21 protein-coding genes are annotated in these 26,737 nt (G+C 58.8%); 14 read left to right on the top strand and 7 right to left on the bottom strand.

What is annotated here, in order from left to right:
- Position 1: 1 nt before the first annotated feature.
- Entirely contained in the window at positions 2-511 is a 510-nt protein-coding gene (locus PPUTUW4_RS21085; protein WP_015096488.1) for an Lrp/AsnC family transcriptional regulator, read from the bottom strand.
- Between the two features lie 165 nt (positions 512-676).
- On the opposite strand from PPUTUW4_RS21085, the gene PPUTUW4_RS21080 reads away from it, so the two are divergent.
- From PPUTUW4_RS21080 to PPUTUW4_RS27645, 6 genes are all read left to right on the top strand, one after another.
- Positions 677-1,693, top strand: a complete 1,017-nt coding sequence (locus PPUTUW4_RS21080) for a 1-aminocyclopropane-1-carboxylate deaminase (RefSeq protein WP_015096487.1) — start codon at positions 677-679, stop codon at positions 1,691-1,693.
- 121 nt (positions 1,694-1,814) lie between these two features.
- A complete protein-coding gene (locus PPUTUW4_RS21075) occupies positions 1,815-2,279 on the top strand; it encodes a hypothetical protein (protein ID WP_015096486.1) in 465 nt (154 codons plus the stop codon).
- 58 nt (positions 2,280-2,337) lie between these two features.
- On the top strand, positions 2,338-2,763 hold the full coding sequence (locus PPUTUW4_RS21070; RefSeq protein ID WP_177325103.1) for a hypothetical protein: 426 nt from the start codon (positions 2,338-2,340) through the stop codon (positions 2,761-2,763).
- 282 nt (positions 2,764-3,045) lie between these two features.
- Positions 3,046-5,745, top strand: coding sequence for an alpha-ketoglutarate dehydrogenase (mdeB, locus tag PPUTUW4_RS21065; protein WP_015096484.1), 2,700 nt, complete (start codon positions 3,046-3,048; stop codon positions 5,743-5,745).
- A gap of 84 nt (positions 5,746-5,829) precedes the next feature.
- Positions 5,830-7,110, top strand: a complete 1,281-nt coding sequence (locus PPUTUW4_RS21060; protein WP_015096483.1) for a dihydrolipoyllysine-residue acetyltransferase — start codon at positions 5,830-5,832, stop codon at positions 7,108-7,110.
- An 829-nt stretch (positions 7,111-7,939) separates the two neighbouring features.
- A complete protein-coding gene (locus PPUTUW4_RS27645) occupies positions 7,940-14,050 on the top strand; it encodes a DUF5801 repeats-in-toxin domain-containing protein (RefSeq protein WP_015096482.1) in 6,111 nt (2,036 codons plus the stop codon).
- Positions 14,051-14,335: 285 nt separating this feature from the next.
- Here the strand turns inward: PPUTUW4_RS27645 and PPUTUW4_RS21045 are convergent, their stop codons facing one another.
- Positions 14,336-15,049 (bottom strand): response regulator transcription factor, encoded by a 714-nt coding sequence (locus tag PPUTUW4_RS21045; protein ID WP_041474940.1) that lies wholly within the window; start codon positions 15,047-15,049, stop codon positions 14,336-14,338.
- The gene (locus tag PPUTUW4_RS30525; protein ID WP_265102313.1) at positions 15,049-15,174 is read right to left on the bottom strand and encodes a hypothetical protein; all 126 of its coding nucleotides are present in this window, start codon (positions 15,172-15,174) and stop codon (positions 15,049-15,051) included. The genes PPUTUW4_RS21045 and PPUTUW4_RS30525 overlap by 1 nt, the downstream gene beginning before the upstream one ends.
- A gap of 614 nt (positions 15,175-15,788) precedes the next feature.
- Here PPUTUW4_RS30525 and PPUTUW4_RS21040 point away from each other — a divergent pair.
- The 4 genes from PPUTUW4_RS21040 to PPUTUW4_RS21025 all read left to right on the top strand — a co-directional run bounded on the left by PPUTUW4_RS21040 (position 15,789) and on the right by PPUTUW4_RS21025 (position 20,969).
- Complete coding sequence (locus tag PPUTUW4_RS21040) at positions 15,789-17,393, top strand: tetratricopeptide repeat-containing response regulator (RefSeq protein WP_015096480.1); 1,605 nt, start codon at positions 15,789-15,791, stop codon at positions 17,391-17,393.
- On the top strand, positions 17,390-18,082 hold the full coding sequence (locus tag PPUTUW4_RS21035; protein WP_015096479.1) for a HAMP domain-containing sensor histidine kinase: 693 nt from the start codon (positions 17,390-17,392) through the stop codon (positions 18,080-18,082). Before PPUTUW4_RS21040 ends, PPUTUW4_RS21035 begins: the two co-directional genes overlap by 4 nt.
- A gap of 201 nt (positions 18,083-18,283) precedes the next feature.
- Positions 18,284-19,528: a glutamine synthetase family protein gene (locus PPUTUW4_RS21030; RefSeq protein ID WP_177325120.1), complete on the top strand. Its 1,245-nt coding sequence runs from the start codon at positions 18,284-18,286 to the stop codon at positions 19,526-19,528.
- A 70-nt stretch (positions 19,529-19,598) separates the two neighbouring features.
- On the top strand, positions 19,599-20,969 hold the full coding sequence (locus tag PPUTUW4_RS21025; RefSeq protein WP_015096477.1) for an MFS transporter: 1,371 nt from the start codon (positions 19,599-19,601) through the stop codon (positions 20,967-20,969).
- A gap of 63 nt (positions 20,970-21,032) precedes the next feature.
- Here the strand turns inward: PPUTUW4_RS21025 and PPUTUW4_RS21020 are convergent, their stop codons facing one another.
- From PPUTUW4_RS21020 to flgA, 4 genes are all read right to left on the bottom strand, one after another.
- Entirely contained in the window at positions 21,033-21,779 is a 747-nt protein-coding gene (locus PPUTUW4_RS21020) for a flagellar brake protein (protein WP_015096476.1), read from the bottom strand.
- 93 nt (positions 21,780-21,872) lie between these two features.
- Positions 21,873-22,340 (bottom strand): flagellar protein FlgN, encoded by a 468-nt coding sequence (locus tag PPUTUW4_RS21015; RefSeq protein ID WP_015096475.1) that lies wholly within the window; start codon positions 22,338-22,340, stop codon positions 21,873-21,875.
- 48 nt (positions 22,341-22,388) lie between these two features.
- Entirely contained in the window at positions 22,389-22,715 is a 327-nt protein-coding gene (gene flgM / locus PPUTUW4_RS21010) for a flagellar biosynthesis anti-sigma factor FlgM (RefSeq protein ID WP_015096474.1), read from the bottom strand.
- A gap of 167 nt (positions 22,716-22,882) precedes the next feature.
- A complete protein-coding gene (flgA, locus tag PPUTUW4_RS21005) occupies positions 22,883-23,641 on the bottom strand; it encodes a flagellar basal body P-ring formation chaperone FlgA (RefSeq protein ID WP_015096473.1) in 759 nt (252 codons plus the stop codon).
- An 83-nt stretch (positions 23,642-23,724) separates the two neighbouring features.
- On the opposite strand from flgA, the gene PPUTUW4_RS21000 reads away from it, so the two are divergent.
- The 4 genes from PPUTUW4_RS21000 (at position 23,725) to flgC (ending at position 26,737) form a co-directional block, all read left to right on the top strand.
- Positions 23,725-24,657 (top strand): chemotaxis protein CheV, encoded by a 933-nt coding sequence (locus tag PPUTUW4_RS21000; protein WP_015096472.1) that lies wholly within the window; start codon positions 23,725-23,727, stop codon positions 24,655-24,657.
- 45 nt (positions 24,658-24,702) lie between these two features.
- Complete coding sequence (cheR, locus tag PPUTUW4_RS20995) at positions 24,703-25,530, top strand: protein-glutamate O-methyltransferase CheR (RefSeq protein ID WP_007980127.1); 828 nt, start codon at positions 24,703-24,705, stop codon at positions 25,528-25,530.
- Positions 25,531-25,882: 352 nt separating this feature from the next.
- Positions 25,883-26,290: a flagellar basal body rod protein FlgB gene (flgB, locus tag PPUTUW4_RS20990; protein ID WP_015096471.1), complete on the top strand. Its 408-nt coding sequence runs from the start codon at positions 25,883-25,885 to the stop codon at positions 26,288-26,290.
- A gap of 3 nt (positions 26,291-26,293) precedes the next feature.
- On the top strand, positions 26,294-26,737 hold the full coding sequence (gene flgC / locus PPUTUW4_RS20985) for a flagellar basal body rod protein FlgC (protein WP_007980123.1): 444 nt from the start codon (positions 26,294-26,296) through the stop codon (positions 26,735-26,737).

Genomic DNA, 26,737 nt, shown 5'->3' with positions numbered 1-26,737 from the left:
CTCACAGGGGAATTTGCGGCGTCGACAGGACTTGGCGCAGCCCCATGAACGAGCGGATCTGCCTGACGCCCGGCAGGTACAACAATTGGTCGGCATGCAGGCGGTTGAAACTCTGGCTGTCCTTGGTCCGCAACAACATGAAGTAGTCGAATTCGCCTGTCACCACGTGGCATTCCATGCAGCCCGAGACTTTTTGCGCGGCGGCTTCGAAGGCGGCAAACGATTCCGGGGTGGAGCGGTCCAGCACCACACCGATCAATACCACCATTCCCGCATCCAGTGCTTCGGTGTCGAGCAGGGCCACGATGGCCTTGATCAAGCCGGCCTGCTTGAGTCGGTCGACGCGACGCAGACAGGCAGGCGGACTCAATTTCACCTTTTCCGCCAACGCCACGTTGGAGATGGACGCGTCTCGCTGCAGCGCCTTCAGAATGGCACGGTCGGTTCGATCAAGCTGCAACGGCTCTGCAGCTTTTTCGTTTGCTTTAACATGGTTTTTTATTGCGTTCATATTGTTTTTTGCACAATAACGTTAGTGTTTTGTTTTTATGTACGGAATAAAGCATCTATTAATTGCTGTAATTTGCAACACAAATTTTCAGGTTTTTTCTTAAGATTGATTCATCGAAGCCTCCGTAAAAGAGCTTGGATATCACAACAATCAAGGAACAGCGCCATGAACCTGAATCGTTTTGAACGTTATCCGTTGACCTTCGGTCCATCCCCCATCACTCCCTTGAAACGCCTCAGCGAGCACCTGGGCGGCAAGGTGGAACTGTATGCCAAGCGTGAAGACTGCAATAGCGGCCTGGCCTTCGGCGGGAACAAAACGCGCAAGCTCGAATATCTGATTCCCGAGGCCATCGAGCAAGGCTGCGACACCTTGGTGTCCATCGGCGGTATCCAGTCGAACCAGACCCGCCAGGTCGCTGCGGTCGCCGCCCACTTGGGTATGAAGTGTGTGCTTGTGCAGGAAAACTGGGTGAACTACTCCGACGCTGTATATGACCGCGTCGGCAACATCGAGATGTCGCGGATCATGGGAGCGGATGTGCGGCTTGATGCTGCAGGTTTCGACATTGGAATTCGGCCGAGCTGGGAAAAGGCCATGAGCGATGTCGTGGAGCGCGGCGGCAAACCGTTTCCAATTCCGGCGGGCTGTTCCGAGCATCCCTATGGAGGGCTCGGGTTTGTCGGCTTCGCTGAGGAAGTGCGGCAGCAGGAAAAGGAGTTGGGCTTCAAGTTTGACTACATCGTGGTCTGCTCGGTGACCGGCAGTACCCAGGCCGGCATGGTCGTCGGTTTCGCGGCTGACGGTCGCTCGAAAAACGTGATCGGGGTCGATGCTTCGGCGAAACCGGAGCAAACCAAGGCGCAGATCCTGCGTATCGCTCGACATACCGCTGAACTGGTGGAGCTGGGGCGCGAAATCACTGAAGAGGATGTGGTGCTCGATACGCGTTTCGCCTATCCGGAATATGGCTTGCCCAACGAAGGGACGCTGGAAGCGATTCGCCTGTGCGGCAGTCTTGAGGGGGTGTTGACCGATCCGGTCTACGAGGGCAAATCCATGCACGGCATGATTGAAATGGTACGCCGCGGGGAATTCCCTGACGGCTCCAAAGTTCTTTATGCCCACCTGGGCGGCGCACCTGCGTTGAACGCCTACAGCTTCTTGTTTCGCAACGGCTGAGCTTGGCGCCGCCAGGAAAACGCAGGACTGGGTAGGAGCGGGCAAGCCCGCTTCTACAGTAATTGCGTCTTCCAGTCGTTCCCTTTGCCAACTCAAGTCCAACTCACGCGGGAGTACCGCCATGCATGCGATATCGCAGTTCGCCGTCTGGGTCAAAGAGCCTCTGGCGAATGCCGGGGTTGTCATCGTTACCAGTGCCGCGTTACCCAAATACGTGATTGACAAGCTGCATGTGGCGATCGACGACTGGGATCAGGTTGCCTATCTGGTCGTCAAGCAACCCAGGGAGTTGATGCTCGACTGGTTGCGTGTCGGGTTCAATTCAGTGGAGTCACCACAGGTCTCTAGTTGTCACGCCAGTGAACTGCTGCGTTCGGTATCCAAAGGCTGCTTTTTACTCGATGTTGACGTCAGCCCGATACCGGACCTTGCCTGGCTGGGGTCTGTCTGCGGCCATCCATTGCGTGTCGTGAATCCGGGAAATACAGGCCAGTCCACCGCTGCGATGGATAAACAGGTGGAGATGATTTTATCGATGACCCGGACCTTGGCGAAAAGCGTATTGCAAGAACGCTGCGTCATTTGACGAAGACAGCATCAATTCACCTGTTGAATCAACCACTCAAATAAGAAAGACAACGCCTGTGAGCCGAACTTCCGACTATCGCTTTAAATCCAGGAAGTGGGTGCGCGAGCCTTCCAGTTGTACGCGCGTCGTTGTTGTCGCGATAGGGCTCAGTAGTGACCACGTTGATCTGATACATCACGGTTTCAGTTGCTTCGACAACATCGCGCTGATGCATGTCGACGCAGCGGACGCCGGGTTTCTAGTCGGTCTGCAAGCCCCGGAGTGTGACTACTTCCTTGTAATCGCCGGGGAACTGGATAAGCGTTTTTTACATGATTTATCGATGCGCAAAACAAGCATCTACCAGATAGCAGAGGGCGCCCGAGCCGAACGTTCCGTCATTGACGCGGTGGAGCAAGTTAAACGCCTGGCGCGGGTGAGTTCTTCACAGCGCCTTGAAATTGACGCCCCCGGTTTTGCTTCGCTTGCATCGACCTGTTGAGCAGTGCCGCCGTTGATGCTTATTTCAATAACAACAAAGGAGCACCTTCAGATGAATAGCAACATGTGCGAGCGCTCGGCGCTGTGGCTGTGTATGGCATTGCCATTACCGGCGGCGGCACAGGCTGATTTGAGAATAGGGTGACCTGACTCGTTCCGACTATGTGATGTACCAGTGGAACAAGGACGGCAAGTATCAACAACTGCAACAGTGAATCGGGCAGCTGTGAAGACAGCGTTTTCCAAGGTTTTGATGCGTTCAATCAATTTGCTGGAGGTGGCTATGAATCCATCTGATCTTCAGGTCCAAAATCCGGGCCAAGTCGTTGAAGATACTCAAGAGGTCGCCGAATGGCGTGATGCCTTGCTTTCGGTAATTGCCCATGGTGGCAGTGTCCAAGCCAAAAAAATCCTCGACATGCTGGTGGCCGTGGCGGGCGCCTCGGACATTGGCTGGCAGCCCACCCACGGCACTCCCTACATCAATACCATCAGTGTCGAGCGTCAGCCGGTGTTTCCGGGAGACTTGGCCATCGAAGAGCGCCTCGCCTCGATCATGCGCTGGAATGCGTTGGCCATGGTAGCCAGGGCCAACCATGCCTATGGCGAATTGGGCGGGCACATCGCCAGTTACGCCAGCGCCGCTGATCTGTTCGAAGTGGGCTTCAACCACTTCTTCAAGGCGCGAACCGAAAGTAACGGCGGCGATCTGGTGTTCTATCAGCCGCATTCAGCACCGGGTGTCTATGCCCGGGCCTTTCTTGAGGGGCGTCTCGACGAGAAGGATCTGGAGCACTATCGGCAGGAGATTGGCGCTCGAGCCAATGGTGCGCGCGGCTTGTCGAGTTATCCGCATCCGTGGTTAATGCCAGACTTCTGGCAATTCCCGACCGGGTCCATGGGCATCGGTCCAATCAGTTCGATTTACCAGGCGCGATTCATGCGTTATCTGGACCATCGGGGTTTGCAAGATACCAAGGGCAGAACCGTTTGGGGCGTGTTCGGCGATGGGGAAATGGACGAGCCGGAAAGTATGTCGGCGCTGACTCTGGCCGCAAGGGAAGGGCTCGACAACCTGGTCTGGGTGGTCAATTGCAACCTGCAACGTCTGGACGGTCCGGTTCGTGGCAATGGCCGCATCATCGATGAGCTTGAAGCACTGTTCGGTGGGGCCGGCTGGAACGTCGTCAAACTGGTCTGGGGCTCCGATTGGGATGGCCTGTTTGCGCGGGATACCGATGGCGCTTTGGTTAATGCGTTGTCCAACACCGTCGATGGCCAGTTCCAGACCTTCGCGGCAAAAGACGGGCGTTTCAACCGAGATCATTTCTTCGGCCAGAACGAGGCTTTGGCTCATCTGGCCCAGGGTCTGACCGATGAGCAGATTGATCGCCTCAAACGCGGTGGTCACGACATGGTAAAGATCTTTGCCGCCTATCAAAACGCAATGCTCGAAGGCAAGAAGCCCACGGTTATTCTCGCGCAAACCAAGAAAGGCTTCGGCATGGGGGATGCCGGGCAGGGCAAGATGACCGTGCACCAGCAGAAGAAGCTCGACCGGGACGCGCTGATCGCGTTCCGCAATCGCTTCAACTTGCCGTTGACCGATGAGCAGGCTGAATCCCTGAGCTTCTTCAAGCCCGAGGAAGACAGCGCTGAAATGCGTTACCTGCATGAACGTCGTCGAGTGTTGGGCGGGTACATCCCTACGCGGCCTTCGACCTCCGTGTCATTGGCGGTGCCGGACATCCATAGCTATGCCGGGTTTGCGATCACTGCCGAAGACAAGGAAATGTCCACCACCATGGCCTTCGTGCGGATGCTCAGCGGGTTGCTGCGGGACAAGCAACTGGGGCCGCGCATCGTTCCGATCGTGGCCGATGAGGCGCGTACCTTTGGTATGGCCAGCCTGTTCAAGCAGATCGGCATTTACTCCAGCGTCGGCCAGCGTTATGAGCCGGAAGACATTGGTTCAATCCTCAGCTATCGCGAGGCTTTGGACGGTCAGATTCTAGAAGAGGGCATCAGCGAGGCCGGTGCGATCAGTTCCTGGGTGGCCGCCGCGACGAGTTATTCGGTACATGGCCTGCCCATGCTGCCGTTCTACATCTACTACTCGATGTTCGGCTTCCAGCGCATCGGCGACCTGATCTGGGCGGCGGCGGATCAACGCGCTCGCGGCTTCCTGCTCGGCGCCACCGCAGGACGCACGACCCTGGGCGGCGAAGGCCTGCAACACCAGGACGGCAACAGCCACTTGATGGCGTCGATGGTGCCCAACTGCCGCGCCTACGATCCGGCGTTCGCCGGTGAGTTCGCGGTGATTCTGGACCACGGCATGCGCCAGATGCTGGAGCACCAGGTGGACGAGTTCTACTACGTCACGTTGATGAATGAGAGCTACCCACAACCCAACCTTCCGGAAGGTGTCGAAGACGCGATCATCAAGGGTATGTATGCGTTTGAGTGCTATGAGGTGGAGCATGCCCGAGGTAGCGTCCAGTTATTGGGCTCCGGCACGATTCTGCGCGAAGTGATTGCCGCAGCCGAATTACTCGCCAGCGACTGGGACATCGACAGCCAAGTGTGGAGCGTCACCAGTTTCACCGAGCTGGCACGTGATGCCCGTGAAGTGGAACGCTGGAATCGTCTTCACCCCGATCAACCGGCGCGGCAGAGTCACGTGCACGCGTCGCTCAACGCTTCGATGCCGATCATTGCCTGTACCGATTACGTTCGCGCCTTGCCACAGTTGATCGGCAGCTATCTCGACGCCCGTTATACCGTGCTCGGCACCGACGGTTTCGGCCGCAGCGATACCCGCACCAGACTGCGGGCCTTCTTCGAAGTTGACCGCCATCAGATCGTTTTGAGCGCTCTGACTGCCTTGGTTCATGAGGGGCTTCTTGATGCGAGTGTCTGTGCCGAGGCCATCGCCAAGTACACCATCGATGTTGACAGCATGGCGCCTTGGGAAGCCTAGCGGCTGGCGTTGGATCGTATCGAATTTTGGGTCTTACAGGTCATGCCGGCTGGCACCGGCCTGACTACTTTTCAGGAAGTGTTTATGAATAACGTGCATGAAGTTCGTATGCCTGACATTGGCGATGCCAAGGATGTGGGGGTTATCGAAATCCAGGTCAAGGTGGGGGATGCGGTAGTCGAGGGACAAACCCTGATCATTGTCGAGACAGACAAGGCGTCCATGGAAATTCCATCGTCGCACACCGGTGTAGTGCAATCTCTGGTGGTCAAACTGGACGATAAAGTCAGTGAAGGCTCGCCGATTGCTTTGGTCGAGTGTGAACTGCAAGCATCGCAGCCAGCGCAAGTGCTGGTTCAGCCACAGCCAGTCGTTGAATCGACGGCAGAGCCCATTGCAATAGAGGTTGAGCCGATGCCGGTCGCTTCAATCGAGGCACCTGGTCTGCTGACAAACTTGCCTCTGGCATCGCCCTCGGTGCGCAAGTTTTCCCGAGAGCTGGGAATTTCGCTGCAAAGTATTCAAGGGACCGGGCTGCGTCATCGCATCACCAAAGATGACGTATTGGCCCATGTGAAAGGGGCTTTGAGCGCTCAGCCGCTGACGGCCACTTCCTCGGCGGCTCAACCCTTGGGCGGATTGCTGCCGTGGCCGGTGGTCGATTTTGCCAAGTACGGGCCAGTGGAAACCAAGGCATTGTCGCGGATCAAGAAAATCAGCGGCGCCAACCTGCATCGCAATTGGGTGTTGATCCCTCATGTCACTAATCATGATGATGCGGATATCACCCAACTCGAACAATTCCGCCTCCAAGTGAATAGGGAAAACGCAGAGAGAGGGGTGAAGGTCACGTTGCTGGCATTGTTGATGAAAGCCTGTGCGGCGGCGTTGAAAAAATTCCCGGAGTTCAATGCCAGTCTCAACGGTGACGAGTTGGTGATGAAGCGTTATGTTCATATTGGTTTTGCCGCCGATACCCCAGACGGTCTGGTGGTGCCCGTGATCCGGGATGTCGATCAGAAAGGCATTCTGACGATTGCCAAGGAAATGTCGGAGCTGGCTGCCAAGGCGCGTGCGGGCAAGTTGAGCGTGACCGATATGAGTGGCGGCTGTTTTTCGATTTCATCATTGGGCGGCATCGGTGGAACCTATTTCACACCCATCATCAATGCTCCCGAAGTCGCGATACTCGGCGTGGGTAAAAGTGTCGACAGACTTGCCCTTGAGGAGGGGCAGGTGGTGTTGCGCAGCATGCTGCCATTGAGTTTGAGTTGGGATCATCGCGTCATCGATGGTGCCGCGGCCGGGCGTTTCAATGCCTATCTGACGCATGTGCTGGCTGACTACCGTCGATTGGTTTTGTAGCGTGCAAGGTGACGGTTTTGTTGAAGGCTTTCTCGGTTTTTCCTTTGTCATTGTTTTGATTATTTACGCCTACTCCCACTAAGTAATCCCTTGATGGCGGGCGGCATGCTGCTGATTGGGTTTGTGAGTTGTTGTGCGCGGTGCTTTGCGTCGCCCATAAGAAACAGATTCACATTGTTTTAGTTGAAAGATCACTGCCACAACACGGGCACGAGAACCACGGACGATTGCCACCCAGGTGCCGACCATTTCAGGTCGAATAGCTCGCCACACCTCGTCCCGGTATTCATTGACACCAGCACCATGGGTTTCAAGTGATCGGTGAAGGGCACTGCAGCAAACTTTGCATCTGCTCTTTTCCCCGGTCTGCTCGCTACTTGTTCGCTGTCTCGCGCTCGGCCCGCGCTTCGTCCTGGAGCGCGTCCAGCGCTTCACGCAGGCGGTTGCTTTCACCGGTATCTAGATAGCGGCCCAGTCCCATAGAGTCGACCTTGAGCGCCTTGAGCGCCTTGAGCCTCTCCTAAGGGGAAGGTTCGATTCGAACCTGCCCTGGGACACCATATTCTGCAGCTCCCCGCCTGTTTCAACGCTTCCTTTTCACGACTTGTAGATAAAATTCGACAGATTCAGGTGCCCTGGATTTATCGAAGATATCAACCCTGTCTTCGCGACTTTCCCTCCTCCTCTCCCACGTAGTCTGAATCTCCCATTCCGTCTGGGAGTTTCCGCCGATGTGCGGCCTGCAGTGCTTGTTCATAGTTGGACCTATAGATCAGAAAATGGTCCAAGGTCGACCTTCGATGACTGGACCCCCGCTCAGGAGAAAGTCATGGCTATGCGCAAGAAAACCTCATCGCCAACGAATGACTTGGCCAGTAACGCCGGTGACCATCCTTCACCCGTCAACCACGACTGGACTTTTACCTACATACCGACCGTCACCACCAACCTTAAAGACTACGCACCGGGCAGCACTGCCATCATTACAGCCAGCGGTTTCGCTGCCGGCAGCACTGTGACGCTCGAAGTGGACCACGCCGTCGGTGCTGGCGCGGATGGCGTGTGGGGTACGTCCGACGATGTGCTCGATATCAACACCGGCGCGGGTCACGAGCCCTGGTCCGTGACCGATGGCGGTGCCGGCGATCTCGACGGCCAGGTTAACGGCAGCGTCACCACCTCCTGGTACGTGAATCCCGACGACTCGGCAGGCGCGACGTTTCTGCTCACCGCGGCCTCTGCAGGCGTCGATGGAGTCGTCGGCACCGGTGACGACGCCGTGGCGACAACTTCGTTTACGGACAGCGTTTTGGGCGTTGTGGCGACTGGCGAGGACGTGACACTGGACGAAACGGCCGGGTTGCAGAACGCCACTGCCACGCCAACCCCTGCGGGGGACGCTGACGACAACGACATTCTGGTGGCGTCCCTGCCTTCGACCTTCACTACCCGTTTAGCCGCACTTGGGGCGGGTACTGCCACGGGCGCGGCCTTGAGTGGCTATACCGGTGCCGCGGGCAACACGGGCAGCAATGCCTTCACCATCACCGCTGACCCCGGAGCAACCATTACCGATATCAGCTTCGTCGGCAGCTCCGGTGCACCGCTCAATGGCGTGGACAGCGGACTGGATACCCTCGATGGCACCAGCATCCTTCTCTATACGGATACGAACAACAACATCGTCGTGGGCCGAGCCGGAAGCGCAACTGGCGCGATCGTGTTCGCTGCCTATATAGAAGAAACCGGATCGCCGGTCACGGGCGGCAAGATCTGGACCGTGGAGTACCAACCACTCAAACATCCCGTCATGACGAATGCCGATGATTCGCTCAATCTGACGGATAAGGTTTTCATCGGGGCCAGCCAGGATATGGAATTCAGCCTGGCCAATGCGCCCTCCGGTCAGAACCTCTTTCTGATGTTCACCAAGGCGAACCCGAACGTTGTCGATGTCGGTGGTGTGTTGCGGATTACGGATCCCACCATCATCGCCACCGGCAAGAACCCCGCAGACCAGTCAAACGGTTTCAATATAACGACGGGCGACACGATCAATACCAGCCAGGCGGGGGGGCCTACCACCTTCGGTACCAACAATCAGATGATTGTGGAGCAAGAGGGCATCCGCTTTTCGTTCGTCACGGGTGCCAGGCAGAATGTGACCATTCCCAACCTGGACCAGAACGAAGCCGATCTTGAATCCAACGTCGACTTTACCGATGTCTTCAATGCGAAGTCGGCCAGTTTCGACATTGTGCAGTTGCAAAGCGGCAAGAGTGCCGTGGTAAGGGTCAGCGCATTCAGCACTGCTGCTGAGCCTGGCACGAATTTCATCAATGGATATGTGGGTGATACGTCGATTGCCATCACCAATGTTCGCGTCTTCAACAGTACCGGGCAGGTGATCGAGAATTCAAACGGCTCGGTGAATGATCCGGCCATCTCCATCAGCTTTGCAGCAGGGGTAGCAACAATCACCGGCGTTAAAGCCGGCTACCAGATTGAATACACCACGACGTCGGACCACAACCGCGTGCTCGTCGAGAACGGGGCGGCCGTCAATGCCAAGGGCAATGAGCACGCCGATTTTGATATCGGTGCTTTCACGCTGGTCCAGGCCTCTATTTCGAAAGCCGAAATCGGTTCCAAGATCATCTTCGACGACGATGGACCGAGCATCAGCACCACCGGCACTGAGCCAACGCTGACAGTGGACGAGACGCTACTGGCGACTGACGCCACTCAGAGTTTCGCCGCCAACTTCAACTCGGCGTTTGGCGCTGATGGTGCCGGCACCCTGACCTATGCGCTGGGCGTGGTGGCGGGAGCCTCCGGGTTGACGGACACGGCCTCGGGCGAGGCGGTGAACCTGTCACTCAACGGCACCGTAGTGGAAGGCCGCACGGCCACAGGCAACCAGCTGGTGTTCACCGTCAGTGTCGCCGCCAATGGCAGCGTCACGCTCGACCAACTGCGCGCCGTGGTGCATTCCGACCCAAGCAATCCGGATGATTCGACGAGCCTGACCTCGGACAACCTGGTGACGCTGACCGCGACCAAGACCGACGGGGATGGCGACAGCGCCCAGGCGACCCTCAATATCGGGCAGAACCTGGTGTTCAAGGACGACGGGCCGAGCATCAGCACCACCGGCACGGAGCCAACGCTGACAGTGGATGAGACGCTACTGACGACCGACGCCACCCAGAGCTATGCCGCCAACTTCAACTCGGCGTTTGGCGCCGATGGGGCGGGCACTCTGACCTATGCACTGGGCGTGGTGGCGGGAGCCTCCGGGTTGACGGACACGGCCTCGGGCGAGGCGGTGAACCTGTCGCTCAACGGCACCGTAGTGGAAGGTCGCACGGCCACGGGCAACCTGCTGGTGTTCACCGTCAGTGTCGCCGCCAATGGCAGCGTCACGCTTGACCAACTGCGCGCCGTGGTGCATTCCGACCCAAGCAATCCGGATGATTCGACGAGCCTGACTTCGGACAACCTGGTAACGCTGACCGCGACCAAGACCGACGGGGATGGCGACAGCGCCCAGGCGACCCTCAATATCGGGCAGAACCTGGTGTTCAAGGACGACGGGCCGAGCATCAGCACCACCGGCACGGAGCCAACGCTGACAGTGGATGAGACGCTACTGACGACCGACGCCACCCAGAGCTACAGCGCCCAGGCGACCCTCAATATCGGGCAGAACCTGGTGTTCAAGGACGACGGGCCGAGCATCAGCACCACCGGCACGGAGCCAACGCTGACAGTGGATGAGACGCTACTGACGACCGACGCCACCCAGAGCTATGCCGCCAACTTCAACTCGGCGTTTGGCGCCGATGGGGCGGGCACTCTGACCTATGCACTGGGCGTGGTGGCGGGAGCTTCCGGGTTGACGGACACGGCCTCGGGCCAGGCGGTGAACCTGTCGCTCAATGGCACTGTGGTCGAAGGGCGTACGGCCCTCAGCAATCTGCTGGTATTCACGGTCAGTGTCGCCGCCGATGGCAGCGTCACGCTTGACCAACTGCGCGCCGTGGTGCATCCCGACCCAACCAATCCGGATGATTCAACGACGTTGACTTCGGACAATCTGGTAACGCTGACCGCGACCAAGACCGACGGGGATGGCGACAGCGCCCAGGCGACCCTCAATATCGGGCAGAACCTGGTGTTCAAGGACGACGGGCCGAGCATCAGCACCACCGGCGCGGAGCCAACGCTGACGGTGGACGAGACGCTACTGGGGACCGACGCCACCCAAAGCTTTGCCGCCAACTTCAACTCGGCGTTTGGCGCTGATGGTGCCGGGACGCTGACCTATGCACTGGGCGTGGTGGCCGGAGCCTCCGGGCTGACAGACACGGCCTCGGGCCAGGCGGTGAACCTGTCGCTCAATGGCACTGTGGTCGAAGGGCGTACGGCCCTCAGCAACCTGCTGGTGTTCACCGTCAGTGTCGCCGCCGATGGCAGCGTCACGCTTGACCAACTGCGCGCCGTGGTACATCCCGACCCAACCAATCCCGATGATTCAACGACGTTGACTTCGGACAACCTGGTAACGCTGACCGCGACCAAGACCGACGGGGATGGCGACAGCGCCCAGGCGACCCTCAATATCGGGCAGAACCTGGTGTTCAAGGACGACGGGCCGAGCATCAGCACCACCGGCACGGAGCCAACGCTGACAGTGGACGAGACGCTACTGGCGACCGACGCGACCCAGAGCTATGCCGCCAACTTCAACTCGGCGTTTGGCGCCGATGGGGCGGGCACCCTGACCTATGCGCTGGGCGTGGTGGCGGGAGCTTCCGGGCTGACGGACACCGCTTCGGGCCAGGCGGTGAACCTGTCGCTCAATGGCACTGTGGTCGAAGGGCGTACGGCCCTCAGCAATCTGCTGGTATTCACGGTCAGTGTCGCCGCCGATGGCAGCGTCACGCTCGATCAGCTCCGCGCCGTGGTACATCCCGACCCAACCAATCCCGATGATTCAACGAGCCTGATCTCGGACAACCTGGTGACGCTGACCGCGACCAAGACCGACGGGGATGGCGACAGCGCCCAGGCGACCCTCAACATCGGGCAGAACCTGGTGTTCAAGGACGACGGGCCGAGCATCACCACCACCGGCACGGAGCCAACGCTGACAGTGGACGAGACGCTACTGACGACCGACGCCACCCAGAGCTTCGCCGCCAACTTCAACTCGGAATTTGGCGCCGATGGGGCGGGCACCCTGACCTATGCGCTGGGCGTGGTGGCGGGGGCTTCCGGGCTGACGGACACGGCCTCGGGCCAGGCGGTGAACCTGTCGCTCAATGGCACTGTGGTCGAAGGTCGCACGGCCACGAGCAACCTGCTGGTGTTCACGGTCAGTGTCGCCGCCAATGGCAGCGTCACGCTCGACCAACTGCGCGCCGTGGTGCATTCCGACCCAAACAATCCAGATGATTCGAGGACGTTGACCGCGGACAACCTGGTGACGCTGACGGCGATCAAGACCGACGGGGACGGCGACAGCGCCCAGGCGACGCTGAACATCGGGCAGAACCTGGTGTTCAAGGACGACGGGCCGGCACTCAGTTTCGGCAACCTGATCGGGACCGGCAGCGTCCTGGCGCAATCCGGGTTCTGGAATATGGCGACCGGAGCCGACGGGCTGGGTGCGGCCGGTCTGGATATCTCGTTGGTCAATAACCAGTTCACCCTCGTCAGACCAGACAACACGACCACGACCGGGACCGGCACGCTCACCGAGCTGGCGCAGTCACCGGATGTCAATGGCGCGTACCAGTTCGCGGGAACCTTGACCGGTGATTTCGACAACAACGTTGCAACGGCCAATACCACCGTCGACTACACGTTGACCGCCTATGCCGATGGTCGCTATGCACTGGATCTGGTGCAGGGCTTCAGTTCGACGATCGTGCTCAGCAGTGCCGACGGCTCGCTCGATGCCGGCGGCCCGGACTCGGTGCGCACATTGTTGATTCCTGAGACGAGTAACCCGGCTATTCCTTCGACATCCGAGGAGATCGTGTTCTTTTCCGCGAAGGCGCTTGCGTCGACCGCGGACATCCTGACCGGCATCGGGCTCGGAGCACCCGACCCCACCGAAGCCACGCTGCAAACCACCCCCCTGCCGTCCTACATAGACCCGGCGGCGATGAACGTCAGCACGTCCGGCATCGGCGTCGGCAACAACGTTTTCCAGGGAGATAACCTGGCGGCAATCAGCGCTGCCGATGAAAGTTTCGTCATCAATCCAGAGAGCCTTCTGGCGGGAATGAAGGTCTTCATCGACAACTCCGTGGCGGGCTACAACACGGCGACCGAGGACCTGTACTACAGGATCTACTACGCCGATGGCACGAATTCGAGCCTCGTCGAGGTGAACACCCTGACGCCGGAGGCTGGCGGGCAGGTGTCCTTCCTCGTGCAGAAGGAGGGCACGACACTGATCGACGCTGTCCAGCTGACGATGGGCCGGGGCGACGTCAAGATCCCGGTAATCCAGTTCATTCAGCAGAACGAGAGTCTGGCCAGCGATGTCCAGCTGGCGTTCAGCGCGACGCTGACGGACAAGGATGGGGACTCGGCGACGAGTACGTTTGCCGCCAACCTGTTCGCCAACGACCCGGCCAACGCCACCTTCGACTTCTCGCTGGTTGGCACCATCGGTCAGCAGGATGCGTTCAACATCGATCTGTCAGTCAATGAAAACCTGTACCAGGTCAGCGGCTTCGATGTGGGCTCGGGCGTGCAAGACAAACTGGTACTCAACGGTGACCCGAACGCTGTTGTTCAATCGATCAACAACACCGGCGCAGACAGCGTCGTGACGGTTGCCGAGACGGGCGGACAAACAACGACCATCACCTTGGTCGGGGTCGATGTTCAGAGTACCGACATCTTTTTTGGCAGCGCCTGAGGCTTTGCGCGCATGAACGGATGCGAGGGTGGCGCAGGAAACCACCCTCGCATTCTTTTTGCTGTTCTGATGCGAAATCCCCATGATCCCATGCGTTGCGAACTGCCGGGCAGCACAAGGCTTGAAGAGCGTGGAGGGTCGGTGCAGGTGGGCGAGGCAGGATTTACCGAAGTCGACATCAGTCTTGCGAGGGCACTCAGTCCCGGGCCAGCTACAAGGAGGGTGGAACAGTGACGGCCAGGCCCCTGAAAGTTAAGGGCAGACCGCTTTGTATCGACCTGAAATTCAATCCAGTTCCACCCAGGCGGACTCGGTCGGTGCTTCGTTGTTGAGCCCGTGCTTGAGCGCATACATCAGCAAGTCGATGCGGTTGATCAGATCAAGCTTTTGATAAATGTTGCTGAGGTGGTTGTGCACGGTGTGCTCGCTGATCCCCAGGCGCCCGGCGATGCTTACATATTTGGCGGACGGTTCGCCTACGATGGCGCGAATCAGCTCTCTCTCGCGCAGCGTCAACCGCGCCTGTTTTGCCCGCTCCAGATTGCATTTCATGGGGATATGTCCGTTCGCGGCATAGCCGCAAAGGCCACCGGCCCAGGCTCTATCCATTGCGCTGTCGCTATGGTGGACCTTGAGGATGGCCTGGATAATCGATTCCGTCGGGTCTTCCGCCAGCACGATGCCGCGAGCGCCAGCCTCTATCGCCTGGGCAGCGGGGACGACTTCGTACAGGCCCTTGAGCAGCAGCACTTTCATTTCGGCGCTACGGGTGAGTCCGGCGACGACATCCAGAGGATTGAGCGCATCCGGAAAGAAACTGAAAAAAATCACATCGGGCCGCAGCTGATCGGCAAGATCCAGTGCCTGGGTATAGGTGGTGGCCTGTCCTGTCACTTCCATCCGGGGCTTTCTGGCATTGATCAAGTCGTGAAGGCCCATGAGTACGAGGGGGCGACAATCGATCAGCATCACGCCAATCGGCTCTTTTGGGTCGGTCATCATCTTCCTGACCCCTTTGAAAAGCCCATGATGGCTTCCACCGGCAGGCGGCGCGAACGTTTCCAGAAGGCAGCCAAAGCCCGGGAGAACAGATAAATACGAGTAATTATCAGTGGTTTGCGCATGATGATTTGCTCCCTCCCGCCTCTCAACTGATTCTAGGTCAACCCGGAGCGCTACCGGCCCACCCGTCCGTCAGTCCTCGATCCAGGTCCAGTGCGGCCAGGCCTGTCCGATTCTCTCGAGAAGGGGGAGTAACCCTCGAAAATCAAGGTATTAGGCCCGCCATAGATGGCCAATTGCCAAGACCTGATCCACATCATGGTCGTCAATTAATCGACGAGTGGCGATAACTTAGGAGCGCTAATATCGGCCTGGTCAATTTATCGGCGAAATCTGCCTGGCCCGCCACTGGCAATTGCTGGAGTTCATGCATTGCTGGTGTTCATGTTTCAGCACTTTTTTGTGCGCGACGTCTCGTTTTCAGAAACGCCTTCACCTGTTCAGAGTGAGCGTTGGGGGAGGTTCTCAAGGGAATGCCATGGCTGGCCGATAACCCTGGCAGTTACGAGCTTCTTCATCTGTGGCGGTCAGTGCATGTGCTGATTGACGATGAGAAACTGTTTGATGGCTAAGGGCTACCAATTATCATCTGCGCGCCAAATCAAGGGCTGCGAAGCTGAGTCCGTCCGTGTATTTGCCTTTGGGTTCTTCTTCTTAAATTGCCTGGAAATCTTCGATGCTGTCGTATCACCAAAAGCGTTTTCTGATCGTCGATGATTTCTCGGACTTCCGCAGTTCGGTTCGCTCGATGCTGCGCGAGCTGGGTGTCAAGGAAGTGGACACTGCCGATACCGGCGAACAGGCGCTGAAAATGTGTTCGCAGAAGCAGTACGACTTCATCCTGCAGGACTTTCACCTGGGCGACGGCAAGAAGAACGGCCAGCAGGTGCTCGAAGACCTGATGGAAGAAAAGTTGATCAGCCATGAAGCGGTGTTCGTGATGGTCACCGCCGAAACCAGCCAGGCCATGGTGCTCAGTGCGTTGGAGCATGAGCCCGATGCCTACCTGACCAAGCCGTTCAACCGTTCCAGCCTGGCCCAGCGCCTGGAGCGCCTTGAGCAGCGCAAGACTTTGCTCAAGCCGATCCTGCAGGCCCTCGACCGGGGCAAGCCGATGGAGGTGCTCAACGCCTGCATCGCCTTGTGCAAGCAAGACATTCGTTACTCGCCGTTGTGCCTGCGCTATCGCGCCGATGCCTTGCGCGACCTCAATCAGAACGAAGCGCTGGAGCGGCTGTACGACGGCATCATCGCCGACCGTCCGTTGCCATGGGCGTTTGCCGGGCTGGGCAAGTTGCTGTTCAAGCGCGGTCAGGTCGCGCAGGCCAAAGGTATCTACGAAAAAGCCCTGAAAGTGTTCCCGATGATGCCGTCACTGTATGACGGCATGGCTGATGTGCTGGTCGCCGAAGGGGACACCAAGGGTGCGCAGCGCGTTCTCGAAGAAGCGATTCGCCTGTCGCCGCTGGCGGTGCGCCGGCAAGCGTTGCTGGGCAAGCTGGCTATGACCAACGAGGACTTCGATACCGCTTCCAGAGCCTATCGTCAGGCGGTAGCCCAAGGCGCGCAGTCACGTTTCAAGGACCCTGAAAGTAACCTCGGCCTGGCTCACGCCTTGATCAGCAAGGGCCGCGACAGGGGGCTGGATACCCGCACCCGGCTGGAAATCAATACCACGTTGAGCGCAGTGGCCAAGGACAACCCTGGCGACCCTGGCCTGCAAATTCGTGCGCGTTTGATGAAGGCCACCAGTCTGCTGATCAACGATGCGGAAACGGCCGACAAGCTCACCGAGCAGGCCCTGTTGCGCCTCGATGGCATGGAGCAATTCATGAGCGCCGAAGCTGCGTTGCTGGTGGCCAAGCAACTGAAAATGCTCGGGCAGTCCGAGGCCGGCACCGCGATGCTGAAAAACTGCGTGGAAATCTACGGCGACGATCCGGCGGTCATGAAGGACATCGCCAAGCAGACCGACGACCCGAGCATCCTCAATGCCGGCAACGCCGCCGCTGAACTCAACCGTCAGGGCGTGCGCGTCTACAAGACCGGCAATCTGGTGGAGGCCCGACAGGTCTTTCGCAAAGCCCTGGCGATGCAACCGAAGAACATCAGTATCGCCCTGAACCTGGCGCAGTCGCTGTTGCACGGCACCGATACCAGCGTTGCTTCGGCGGAGCTGGAGGAATGCCGGACCTGCCTGAAAATGGTCGGCCTGATGCCCGACTCCGACGCGCGGTTTCCACGTTACCAAAAGCTTAAAAGCAAGGCGTTTGGCCAATGAACGACAATGAACAGGCACTGGACTTCTCCACGGTGATCGCCTCCACCGTGCACGACATGAAGAACTCGCTGGCCATGCTGATGCAGGCCCACAGCCAGTGGCTGGCGCGATTGCCGGAATCGGCGCAGCAGACGCCGGAGCAGGGCGTGATCGACTTCGAGTTCGCCCACCTCAACGGCATGCTGGTGCAGTTGCTGGGGCTGTATAAGCTCGGCGTCAACCAGATGCCGTTGCAACCGGCCTACCATGAGCTGGACGACTTCATCGAAGCGCAACTGGCGTGTCATCAAGAGGTGTTCGCCAGCCGCGGCATCATGGCCACCTATGAAGTGGACCCGCTGAGCCCGCTGGGTTTCTTCGACCGCGAGTTGATTGCGTCGGTATTGGCCAACTGCATCAACAACGCCATTCGTTTTGCACGGCATGCCGTTCTGATCAGTGTCAGTGACGAAGCCGGGCAACTGGTGTTGACCATCAATGACGATGGCGAGGGGTATCCGGCGCAGATGATCGAGCGTCAGGCCGATTATGCCCAGGGCATCAATCAAAGCACCGGCAGCACCGGCCTGGGCCTGTATTTTGCGGGGCGAATTGCTGCACTGCATCAACGCAACGGCGTGGGCGGGCACACCGAAATCAGCAATGGCGGTCCGTTGGGCGGCGGGGTGTTTCGTCTTTGCCTGCCCTGACAGGCAGCATATTTATCGACGCTGCTTGAAATTCCGAACACGCGGAGCCTATTTTGTACGGTCGCCGTTCGCGGCCCGCACGATAACAAGGATAGCGTCATGACGACCGTTGGCCTGAGTTCACTCGCACAGCGATTGACGGGCATTGATGAAGTTGAATGTGTCACGCCGGATTTGAACGGCGTACCACGGGGCAAGGTGATGACCGCCGAGGGTTTTCTCGACGGTCGACGTTTGCAGTTGGCGCGGGGTGTGCTGCTGCAATGCATCATGGGCGGATACCCGCCAGCGCGTTTTTACGGCAGCGATGATGGCGACCTGGCGCTGATTCCGGACCCTGCACAAATCCACCGCTTGCCCTGGAGCAACCCGCCGCGGGCATTCGCCATTTGCGACGCGGACGAACTGGGCACTACCACCAGCTCCAATCTGTCGACCCGTGGCCAGCTCAAGGCAGTAATTGCCCGTTACGCGGCCCGCGGCCTGGCGCCCGTGGTGGCGACCGAGCTTGAGTTCTTCGTTTTTGCGCCTAACACCGACCCGACTCAGCCGTTCCAGCCGCCGGTGGGGCAGGATGGTCGCCGCGAGGACGGTCAGTCGGCGTTCAGCGTCAGTTCCAATAACGGCTTGCGGCCGTTCTTCAATGAAGTCTACGCGTGCATGGCGGCGCTGGGATTGCCCCGCGATACCTTCATGCACGAGATGGGCGTCAGCCAGTTCGAGATCAACCTGCTGCATGGCGATCCATTGCTGCTGGCCGACCAGACGTTCCTGTTCAAGCACCTGCTCAAGGAAGTTGCCCTCAAGCACGGCCTGAGCGTGGTTTGCATGGCCAAGCCGTTGGCGCATACGCCGGGCAGTTCGATGCATATTCACCAGAGCGTGGTCGAGATCGATTCGGGGCGTAACGTGTTCAGTGACGAGGCGGGGCAGGAGACGGCCACCTTCCGCCATTTCATTGCCGGTCAGCAAGTGTGCATGGCCGACTTCACCGCGTTGTTTGCGCCGAACGTGAACTCCTATCAGCGCTTGTGCCACCCTTACGCCTCGCCGAACAATGCCTGCTGGTCCCACGATAACCGGGCGGCCGGCCTGCGTATCCCGGCCAGTTTGCCGGTGGCCCGTCGGGTCGAGAACCGTTTGCCCGGGGCCGATGCCAACCCGTATCTGGCCATTGCCGCAAGCCTGGCGGCAGGGTTGCATGGCATCGAGAACGCATTGGAGCCGAGCGCACCGATCCAGGGTGAATTCGAAGTACCAGACAATCTTTCATTGCCGTGTACCTTGCATGCGGCACTTGAGCGTCTGAAACGTAGCCAGTTGGCCAAGGAACTGTTCGGCACGGAATTCATCGAAGGCTACATCGCTTCGAAGACCCTGGAGCTGAGCAGCTTCCATGATGAAATTACTCCCTGGGAACGACGTGTTTTAGCCGCCCAGGCCTGACGATCTGTCGACATCCGGCTATCGTTTAGCGATAGCCGATTCTCACTGCAAGGAGCCGCTCGGAACGCCGATGCGCCAAATCTGGAAATCCTTTCGAGCACTGTATTTCGCCTCGCTGATGATGTTGATCGGCTCGGGCCTGTTGAGTACTTACCTGGGCCTGCGCCTGGCGGCCGACAATGTCGACAGCCTGTGGGTCGGTGCGTTGATGGCCGCCAACTATTTCGGCCTGGTGCTGGGGGGCAAGATCGGTCACCGCTTGATTGCCCGGGTCGGGCATATCCGGGCCTACTCGGCCTGTGCCGGGATCGTCGGCGCGGCGGTGCTGGGCCATGGCCTGGTCGATTGGCTGCCGGCCTGGCTGTTCCTGCGGGTCATAGTGGGTCTGGGCATGATGTGCCAGTACATGGTGATCGAGAGCTGGCTCAATGAGCAGGCCGATGCCAATCAGCGCGGCATGGTGTTCAGCGGTTACATGATCGCTTCGTACCTGGGCCTGGTGCTGGGGCAGTTGATTCTGGTCATGCACCCGGCGCTGGGGCTGGAGCTGCTGATGCTGGTCGCCCTGTGTTTTGCCCTGTGTCTGGTGCCTGTGGCCCTGACCCGGCGGATTCACCCTGCACCCTTGCATCCTGCACCGATGGAGCCACGATTCTTTATCAAGCGTGTCCCGCAATCATTGAGTACGGTGCTCGGGGCGGGCCTGATTGTCGGTTCGTTCTACGGTCTGGCGCCGCTGTATGCCTCACAGCAAGGGTTGTCCACGGAGCAGGTCGGTCTGTTCATGGGTAGCTGCATTTTTGCCGGTCTGCTGGTGCAGTGGCCGTTGGGCTGGTTGTCCGACCGCTACGATCGGGCCGTGCTGATCCGCAGTTTCGCGTTCAGCCTGGCACTGGCTGCCCTGCCGCTGGCGATCATGCCGCAGGTGCCGCTGGAGGTATTGTTCATCGCCGGGTTCCTTTGCTCGCTGGTGCAGTTCTGCCTGTATCCGTTGGCGGTGGCGTTCTCCAATGACCATGTCGAAGGTGATCGCCGGGTGTCCCTGACGGCGATGTTGCTGGTCACCTATGGCGTGGGTGCGAGTATCGGACCACTGGTGGCAGGTGTGCTGATGAAGCTGTTTGGCAGCCAGATGCTCTATGCATTCTTCAGTTTCTTTTCGTTGGTGCTGGTGTGGCGGATTCGCCCGAAAGCGGTGACCAACCTGCATCAGGTCGACGACGCACCGCTGCATCACGTGGCCATGCCGGACAATATGACGAGTTCGCCACTGGTGGCTTGCCTCGACCCGCGTGTTGATGAGCAGGTGGTGCAGGATCAGATGCACACTCCTGTGAGTACCGGGCCAGAACCTGAAGCCGTCACCGAAACTGAAACCGATCAACCGCCGCAAGACCCTGATACAGGGCGGGACCCTAACTTCAGCGAGGCCAGGCCTTAAAGCCGGGGCACAAAAAACGGGCAGTCACCGCAAGGGACTGCCCGTTTTTTGTGGAGGTGTCTATCAGATGTCGTCTTTGTCGAAGCGGCGCGCTTCACGTTGCAGCTGGTAGACGAAGCGTTCGACCTGGCGCTGCACCAGTCCGCTCATGTTGTGGAAGCGAACGCCGGCGAAGGTGGTGGAGATCTTTTCTTCGAAGTGCAGATAACGCAACTCGACCGGAGCCGTCATCTTGCCAAAGGGCAGGTCGGCGTTGAAGCGGTCGTACACCTGACCCAGTTGCAGGCTGCCCGTGATGTCGCCGTCGAAACGCAGTTTGCAGCCGGTAGCGGAAATATCCAGCAGCTTGCCGCTGATGGGAGCCTTGAGCTTTTCGCCGTCGAGATTGACGTTGACCAGTTGCGCCAGCTTCAGTGCCGCGCGGAACGCATTGCGGCGCTGGTGGTACACCACTTCATCGGGCAGGGTGCCGCGATAGCAGCGGCTGCCACCGGATTCGTCGATCTTCAATTGGCCGTTGCTTTCCCAGGCAATGCGCACACCTTCGTGGAAGCCTTCGATCCTGAAAGGTTCGCCCGCCATCAGGTAGCGCTCGCCATCGCGAGGAATCATTTCGTCCAGGGCAATCATGTTGCTTTCACGGTCCAGGTCCACCAGATAGCTCTGGAAGCGCTGGCTGCGCTCGTGGAACGTGATGATCAGCGGGTCATGGCTTTCGAGCAGCTGGCGCAGATTGCTGGAGATTTCCAAGGGCGTGGAGAGCACCTTGGGTGGCTGCGGAGCATCATCCACGGATAAGGCATTGGACACGGTTAATCAATCTCCAGGCAAAATTTGACTACGGCTAGCCAGCATTTTGCCAGCATCTTTCGCGTCTTGGATAGAGCGGACACATCAAGCGGCCTAAGCCTGACTGAGCGGGCGCGGCTTAGCAAGCTTGGAGAATGTTCCGCTGGCATCGTAAAGCGCCGGAGTTTCACCACCGGTGAGGATTTTCAGCTGGGTGGCCGTAGCGGCCTGCTGAGTGAGGATCGACTGGCCGTTGTTGGCGTTGATGGCCTGGCACTGGGCCAGGAGATCGGTCAGCACGTCACTTTGCGCCAGCAACTGGTCGCCAATGCTTGACTGGCTGGCCAGTTGCTCCAGCCCGCCGCGGTTGGTCGGCAGGTTGAGGCTGGCGAGAATTTCACTGCGCTTGCGGCCATGCTGTTCGAGCAGGACGACCAATGCCTGTTTCTGCGCCAGGATGTCCTCGAGCAATGGCATGTCACGGCCATGCAAGGCGAGGGATTCGGTCTGCAATAATTCCAGCAGTTGTTGCGCTGGAGCAAAGTCGTCGGTGATCAGTTGCAGTAAATTGGTGTCGTGCATGGCTGGCCTTGGGTTTTAAGCGTCCAAAAGCCTGGCGCCGGCGTTGGCCTAGCGCTGGGCTTCGAAGTTGAGCAGTTTGCTGGCTACACGGTTGCTGTCGACTTTATAGCTGCCATCGGCAATCGCTGCTTTCAACTCGGCCACCCGGGCTTTGTCGACGGCAGGCTGATCGCGCAGCTTGTCATTGACCTTCTGCAACTGTTGAGCCTCATTGCTGAGATGTACCGATTCCCCGCTGTTGACGGTACCGGCCTGTTCGGCCGCGGATTCCAGCGGCGCGGTTTTGCCGGTTTCGGCGCTTTCCTTGCTGGCGCCGGTACGTGTACTGCCCGTAAGGGACGAGGAGCTGTTCAAACGGCTGAAATCGATGACCATGATAAAAAACCTCTGGGAATTTGGACGCTTGCCATGGTTTCGGCCATTCCCTGGAAAACTTTAGGCTCATTTATCAATGAGCCTCGCGCGCGTCAGCGCTTGCCCTGCATGGAACACAGTCTAGGGAACCGCCGCGGCAAGCGCCACATTCCGATGAGCAGAGCGCCTTACATGGACACCTCCACCTGCCCCGGCGCCATGACCTGCGCCTTGATGACCCGCTGGGAGTTGAGGTTCTTCACCCGGATCTGTTCGCTGAGGCTGCCGTTGGACAGGGCTTCGCCGGGCATGCGCACGCTGAGCGTACCGCTGCGGGCGGTAATCACCACCTGATCACCCTTGCGGATCACCTCGGCCTGTTCGATATGCACCAGGGTAATCACCTGGTCGGTGACCATTGGTCGGGTCAGTCGCTGCCCGATCGCCTGGTCGAGGGAGGTCAGGTAGCCCTGGCTTATCAGGCTGATATCGCGCTCGCGCAGCACCACATCCCCTGGCTCGACAATGGCGGCACGGCGCAGTGGTCGGGCGGTGGTCACGACATCGCGAAACAGGCGGATTTGAGCGGGTACGAAGACAGTCCAGGGGGAGGCGCCCTCGCAGCGGACCTTGACCGTGACCCGTCCCAGCGGCCTGGGACTCTCCAGCGTGGCTGTCAATTCCTTGTCGCACATGGGCATGTGCATGCGCGGGTCGAGCGGGTTGACCTGGATCTCGTAGCGACCTTCCGTTTGACTGGTCGCCAGATAGTCCTCTACGGTGAATTCAAGAAAGCCCTGAGTGACGCCGATAAGCATGTCAGGCAAGGTAACCGCGTCAGCAAGGGCAGGGCTGCCAGTGTTGAACAGGCAAACAGCCGCCAGCACGCCGAGCAATTTGCGGTAGGGTGTGATCAGGCGTCGAAATAATGTCGGTTCTGTGTTCATAACGATTAAAAAAGCAAGCGCCGTGCCGTTTAGTGATGAAGGCGCGTCGCAACAACACTTGGCGTTGGTGTAGGAGTCTGGGCATGGCTGGTGTAATGGATTCGGTAAACCAGCGCACGCAACTGGTGGGGCAGAATCGCCTTGAGCTGTTGTTGTTCCGTCTCGACGGCCAGCAGCTGTACGGGATCAACGTGTTCAAGGTTCGGGAGGTGCTGCAATGCCCCCAACTGACGTTGATGCCCAAGTCCAGTCCTGTCGTGTGCGGTGTGGCGAACATCCGGGGGGCGACCATTCCGATCCTTGATCTGGCGATGGCGACCGGCTCCGGTGCGTTGAAGGACAAGAACAATCCGTTCGTGATCATCACGGAGTACAACACCAAGACCCAGGGTTTCCTGGTGCGCTCGGTGGAGCGCATCGTCAACATGAACTGGGAGGAGATCCATCCGCCACCCAAGGGCACCGGGCGCGATCACTACCTGACGGCGGTGACGCGGGTCGACAATCAGTTGGTCGAAATCATCGATGTCGAGAAGGTGCTCGCGGAAGTGGCACCGACGCCGGAAGCGATTTCCGTCGGCGTGGTGGATGTTGAAACCCAGCACAAGGCGCTCTCGTTGCGCGTGCTGACGGTCGACGATTCCTCGGTGGCGCGCAAGCAGGTCACGCGTTGCCTGCAAACGGTCGGCGTCGAAGTGGTGGCGTTGAACGACGGTCGGCAAGCGCTGGACTACCTGCGCAAACTGGTCGATGAGGGCAAGAAGCCGGAAGAAGAGTTCCTGATGATGATCTCCGACATCGAGATGCCGGAGATGGACGGGTACACCCTGACGGCGGAAATCCGCAACGACCCGCGCATGCAAAAGCTTCATATCATCCTGCATACTTCGTTGTCGGGGGTATTCAATCAGGCGATGGTCAAGAAGGTCGGTGCCGATGACTTCCTGGCCAAATTCCGTCCTGATGACCTGGCATCCCGGGTAGTCGACCGGATCAAAGCAGCAGATATCAGCTAGGGGCCTGCGCCCCTGGCAGTCAACACGATTTAAGAGGCGGCATCATTGTCTACGGGTAATTTGGATTTCGAACAGTTCCGGGTATTCCTGGAAAAAGCCTGTGGCATTTTGCTCGGTGAAAACAAGCAGTACCTGGTCTCCAGCCGTCTCAACAAACTGATGGAACAGCAAGGCATCAAGTCTTTGGGGGAGTTGGTTCAGCGCATGCAGACCCAGCCGCGCAGCGGTTTGCGCGAACAGGTGGTGGATGCCATGACCACCAACGAAACCCTGTGGTTTCGTGACACCTACCCGTTTGAAGTCTTGAAGAACAAGGTCCTTCCCGAAGCGATCAAGGCCAGCCCTGGCCAGCGTCTGCGTATCTGGTCGGCGGCTTGCTCGTCGGGCCAGGAACCGTATTCGCTGTCGATGTCCATCGACGAGTTCGAACGGGTCAACATGGGCCAGTTGAGGATGGGCGTACAGATCGTTGCCACCGACCTGTCCGGCACCATGCTGAACAACTGCAAGACCGGCGAGTACGACAGCCTGGCCATCGGCCGCGGTCTGTCGCCCGAGCGCCTGCAGCGTTATTTCGACCCGAAAGGGCCGGGACGCTGGGCGATCAAGGCGCCGATCAAGAGCCGGGTGGAATTCCGTTCGTTCAACCTGCTGGACAGTTACGCGAGCCTCGGCAAGTTCGACATCGTGTTCTGCCGCAACGTGCTGATCTACTTCTCCGCCGAGGTGAAGAAGGACATCCTGTTGCGCATCCACAGCACGTTGAAGCCCGGTGGTTACCTCTTCCTCGGCGCTTCCGAAGCGTTGAACGGTTTGCCGGATCATTACCAGATGGTCCAGTGCAGTCCGGGGATCATTTACCAGGCGAAGTGAACGGTTGGCGGGAGTCCTCAAGGGCTCCCTTTTTTTGTCCGCAATATCTCTCCAACACACCACAAATCCCTTGTGGGAGCGGGCTTGCTCGCGAAAGCGTCTGGTCAGTCAGTATTTGTTTTTCTGACACACCGCTTTCGCGAGCAAGCCCGCTCCCACAGTTGTTAGGTGGTGCTCTCGAAAGTGGATCAAGCGGCAGAAAAGCGGCAGGCGGCGGAAAACCGTTGCCGCTTTTCTGGCATTGCCGCGTTGCCATGTCCGGCAAAGCCCCGGTTTCCGGGCTTTATTGAATTGGCATGGGGCTTGCTAAGTTGATCCTACGAAAAATCAGGTCACCCGAAGGTTTCCCGACATGAGCATCAGCTTCGATAAAGCGCTCGGTATCCACGAACAAGCCCTGGGCTTCCGCGCCCAGCGTGCCGAAGTCCTGGCCAATAACATCGCCAACGCCGATACCCCGAACTACAAGGCTCGGGACCTGGACTTCTCGAAAGTGCTCGCCGAGCAGAACGAGAAAGCCAAAAGCGGCACCTTCGCCTTGAACATGACCAACAACCGTCATATCGAAGCTGAAGGTCTGGGCAATGGCGACGAGTCGTTGCTGTATCGCACGCCGATGCAACCGTCGATCGACCAGAACACCGTGGACGCTCAGCTGGAACAGTCGAACTACGCGCAAAACGCGGTCAATTTCCAGGCCAGCTTCACCCTGCTCAATAGCAAATTCAAAGGGCTGGTATCAGCCCTGCGCGGAGAGTAAGTCATGTCTCTATCCAGTGTTTTCAACATTGCCGGTAGCGGCATGAGTGCGCAGACCACGCGTTTGAACACCGTCGCTTCGAACATCGCCAACGCCGAGACCGTCTCGTCGAGCATCGACCAGACCTACCGCGCGCGTCACCCGGTGTTCGCCACCATGTTCCAGGGCGGCCAGAGCGGCGGCAGCGACTCGCTGTTCCAGAGCCAGGACGCCGCCGGCCAAGGCGTGCAGGTGCTGGGTGTGGTTGAAGACCAGAGCAATCTCGAGGCGCGCTACGAGCCGAACCATCCGGCCGCCGATGCCAAGGGCTACGTCTACTACCCGAACGTCAACGTGGTTGAAGAAATGGCCGACATGATTTCCGCGAGCCGTTCGTTCCAGACCAACGCCGAAATGATGAACACCGCCAAAACCATGATGCAGAAAGTCCTGACTCTCGGTCAGTGA

Origin of the sequence: Pseudomonas sp. UW4 (assembly GCF_000316175.1) — a bacterium.
Taxonomy (GTDB): Bacteria; Pseudomonadota; Gammaproteobacteria; order Pseudomonadales; family Pseudomonadaceae; genus Aquipseudomonas; species Aquipseudomonas laurylsulfatiphila.
This window is presented reverse-complemented; position numbering and strand designations above follow the sequence as displayed.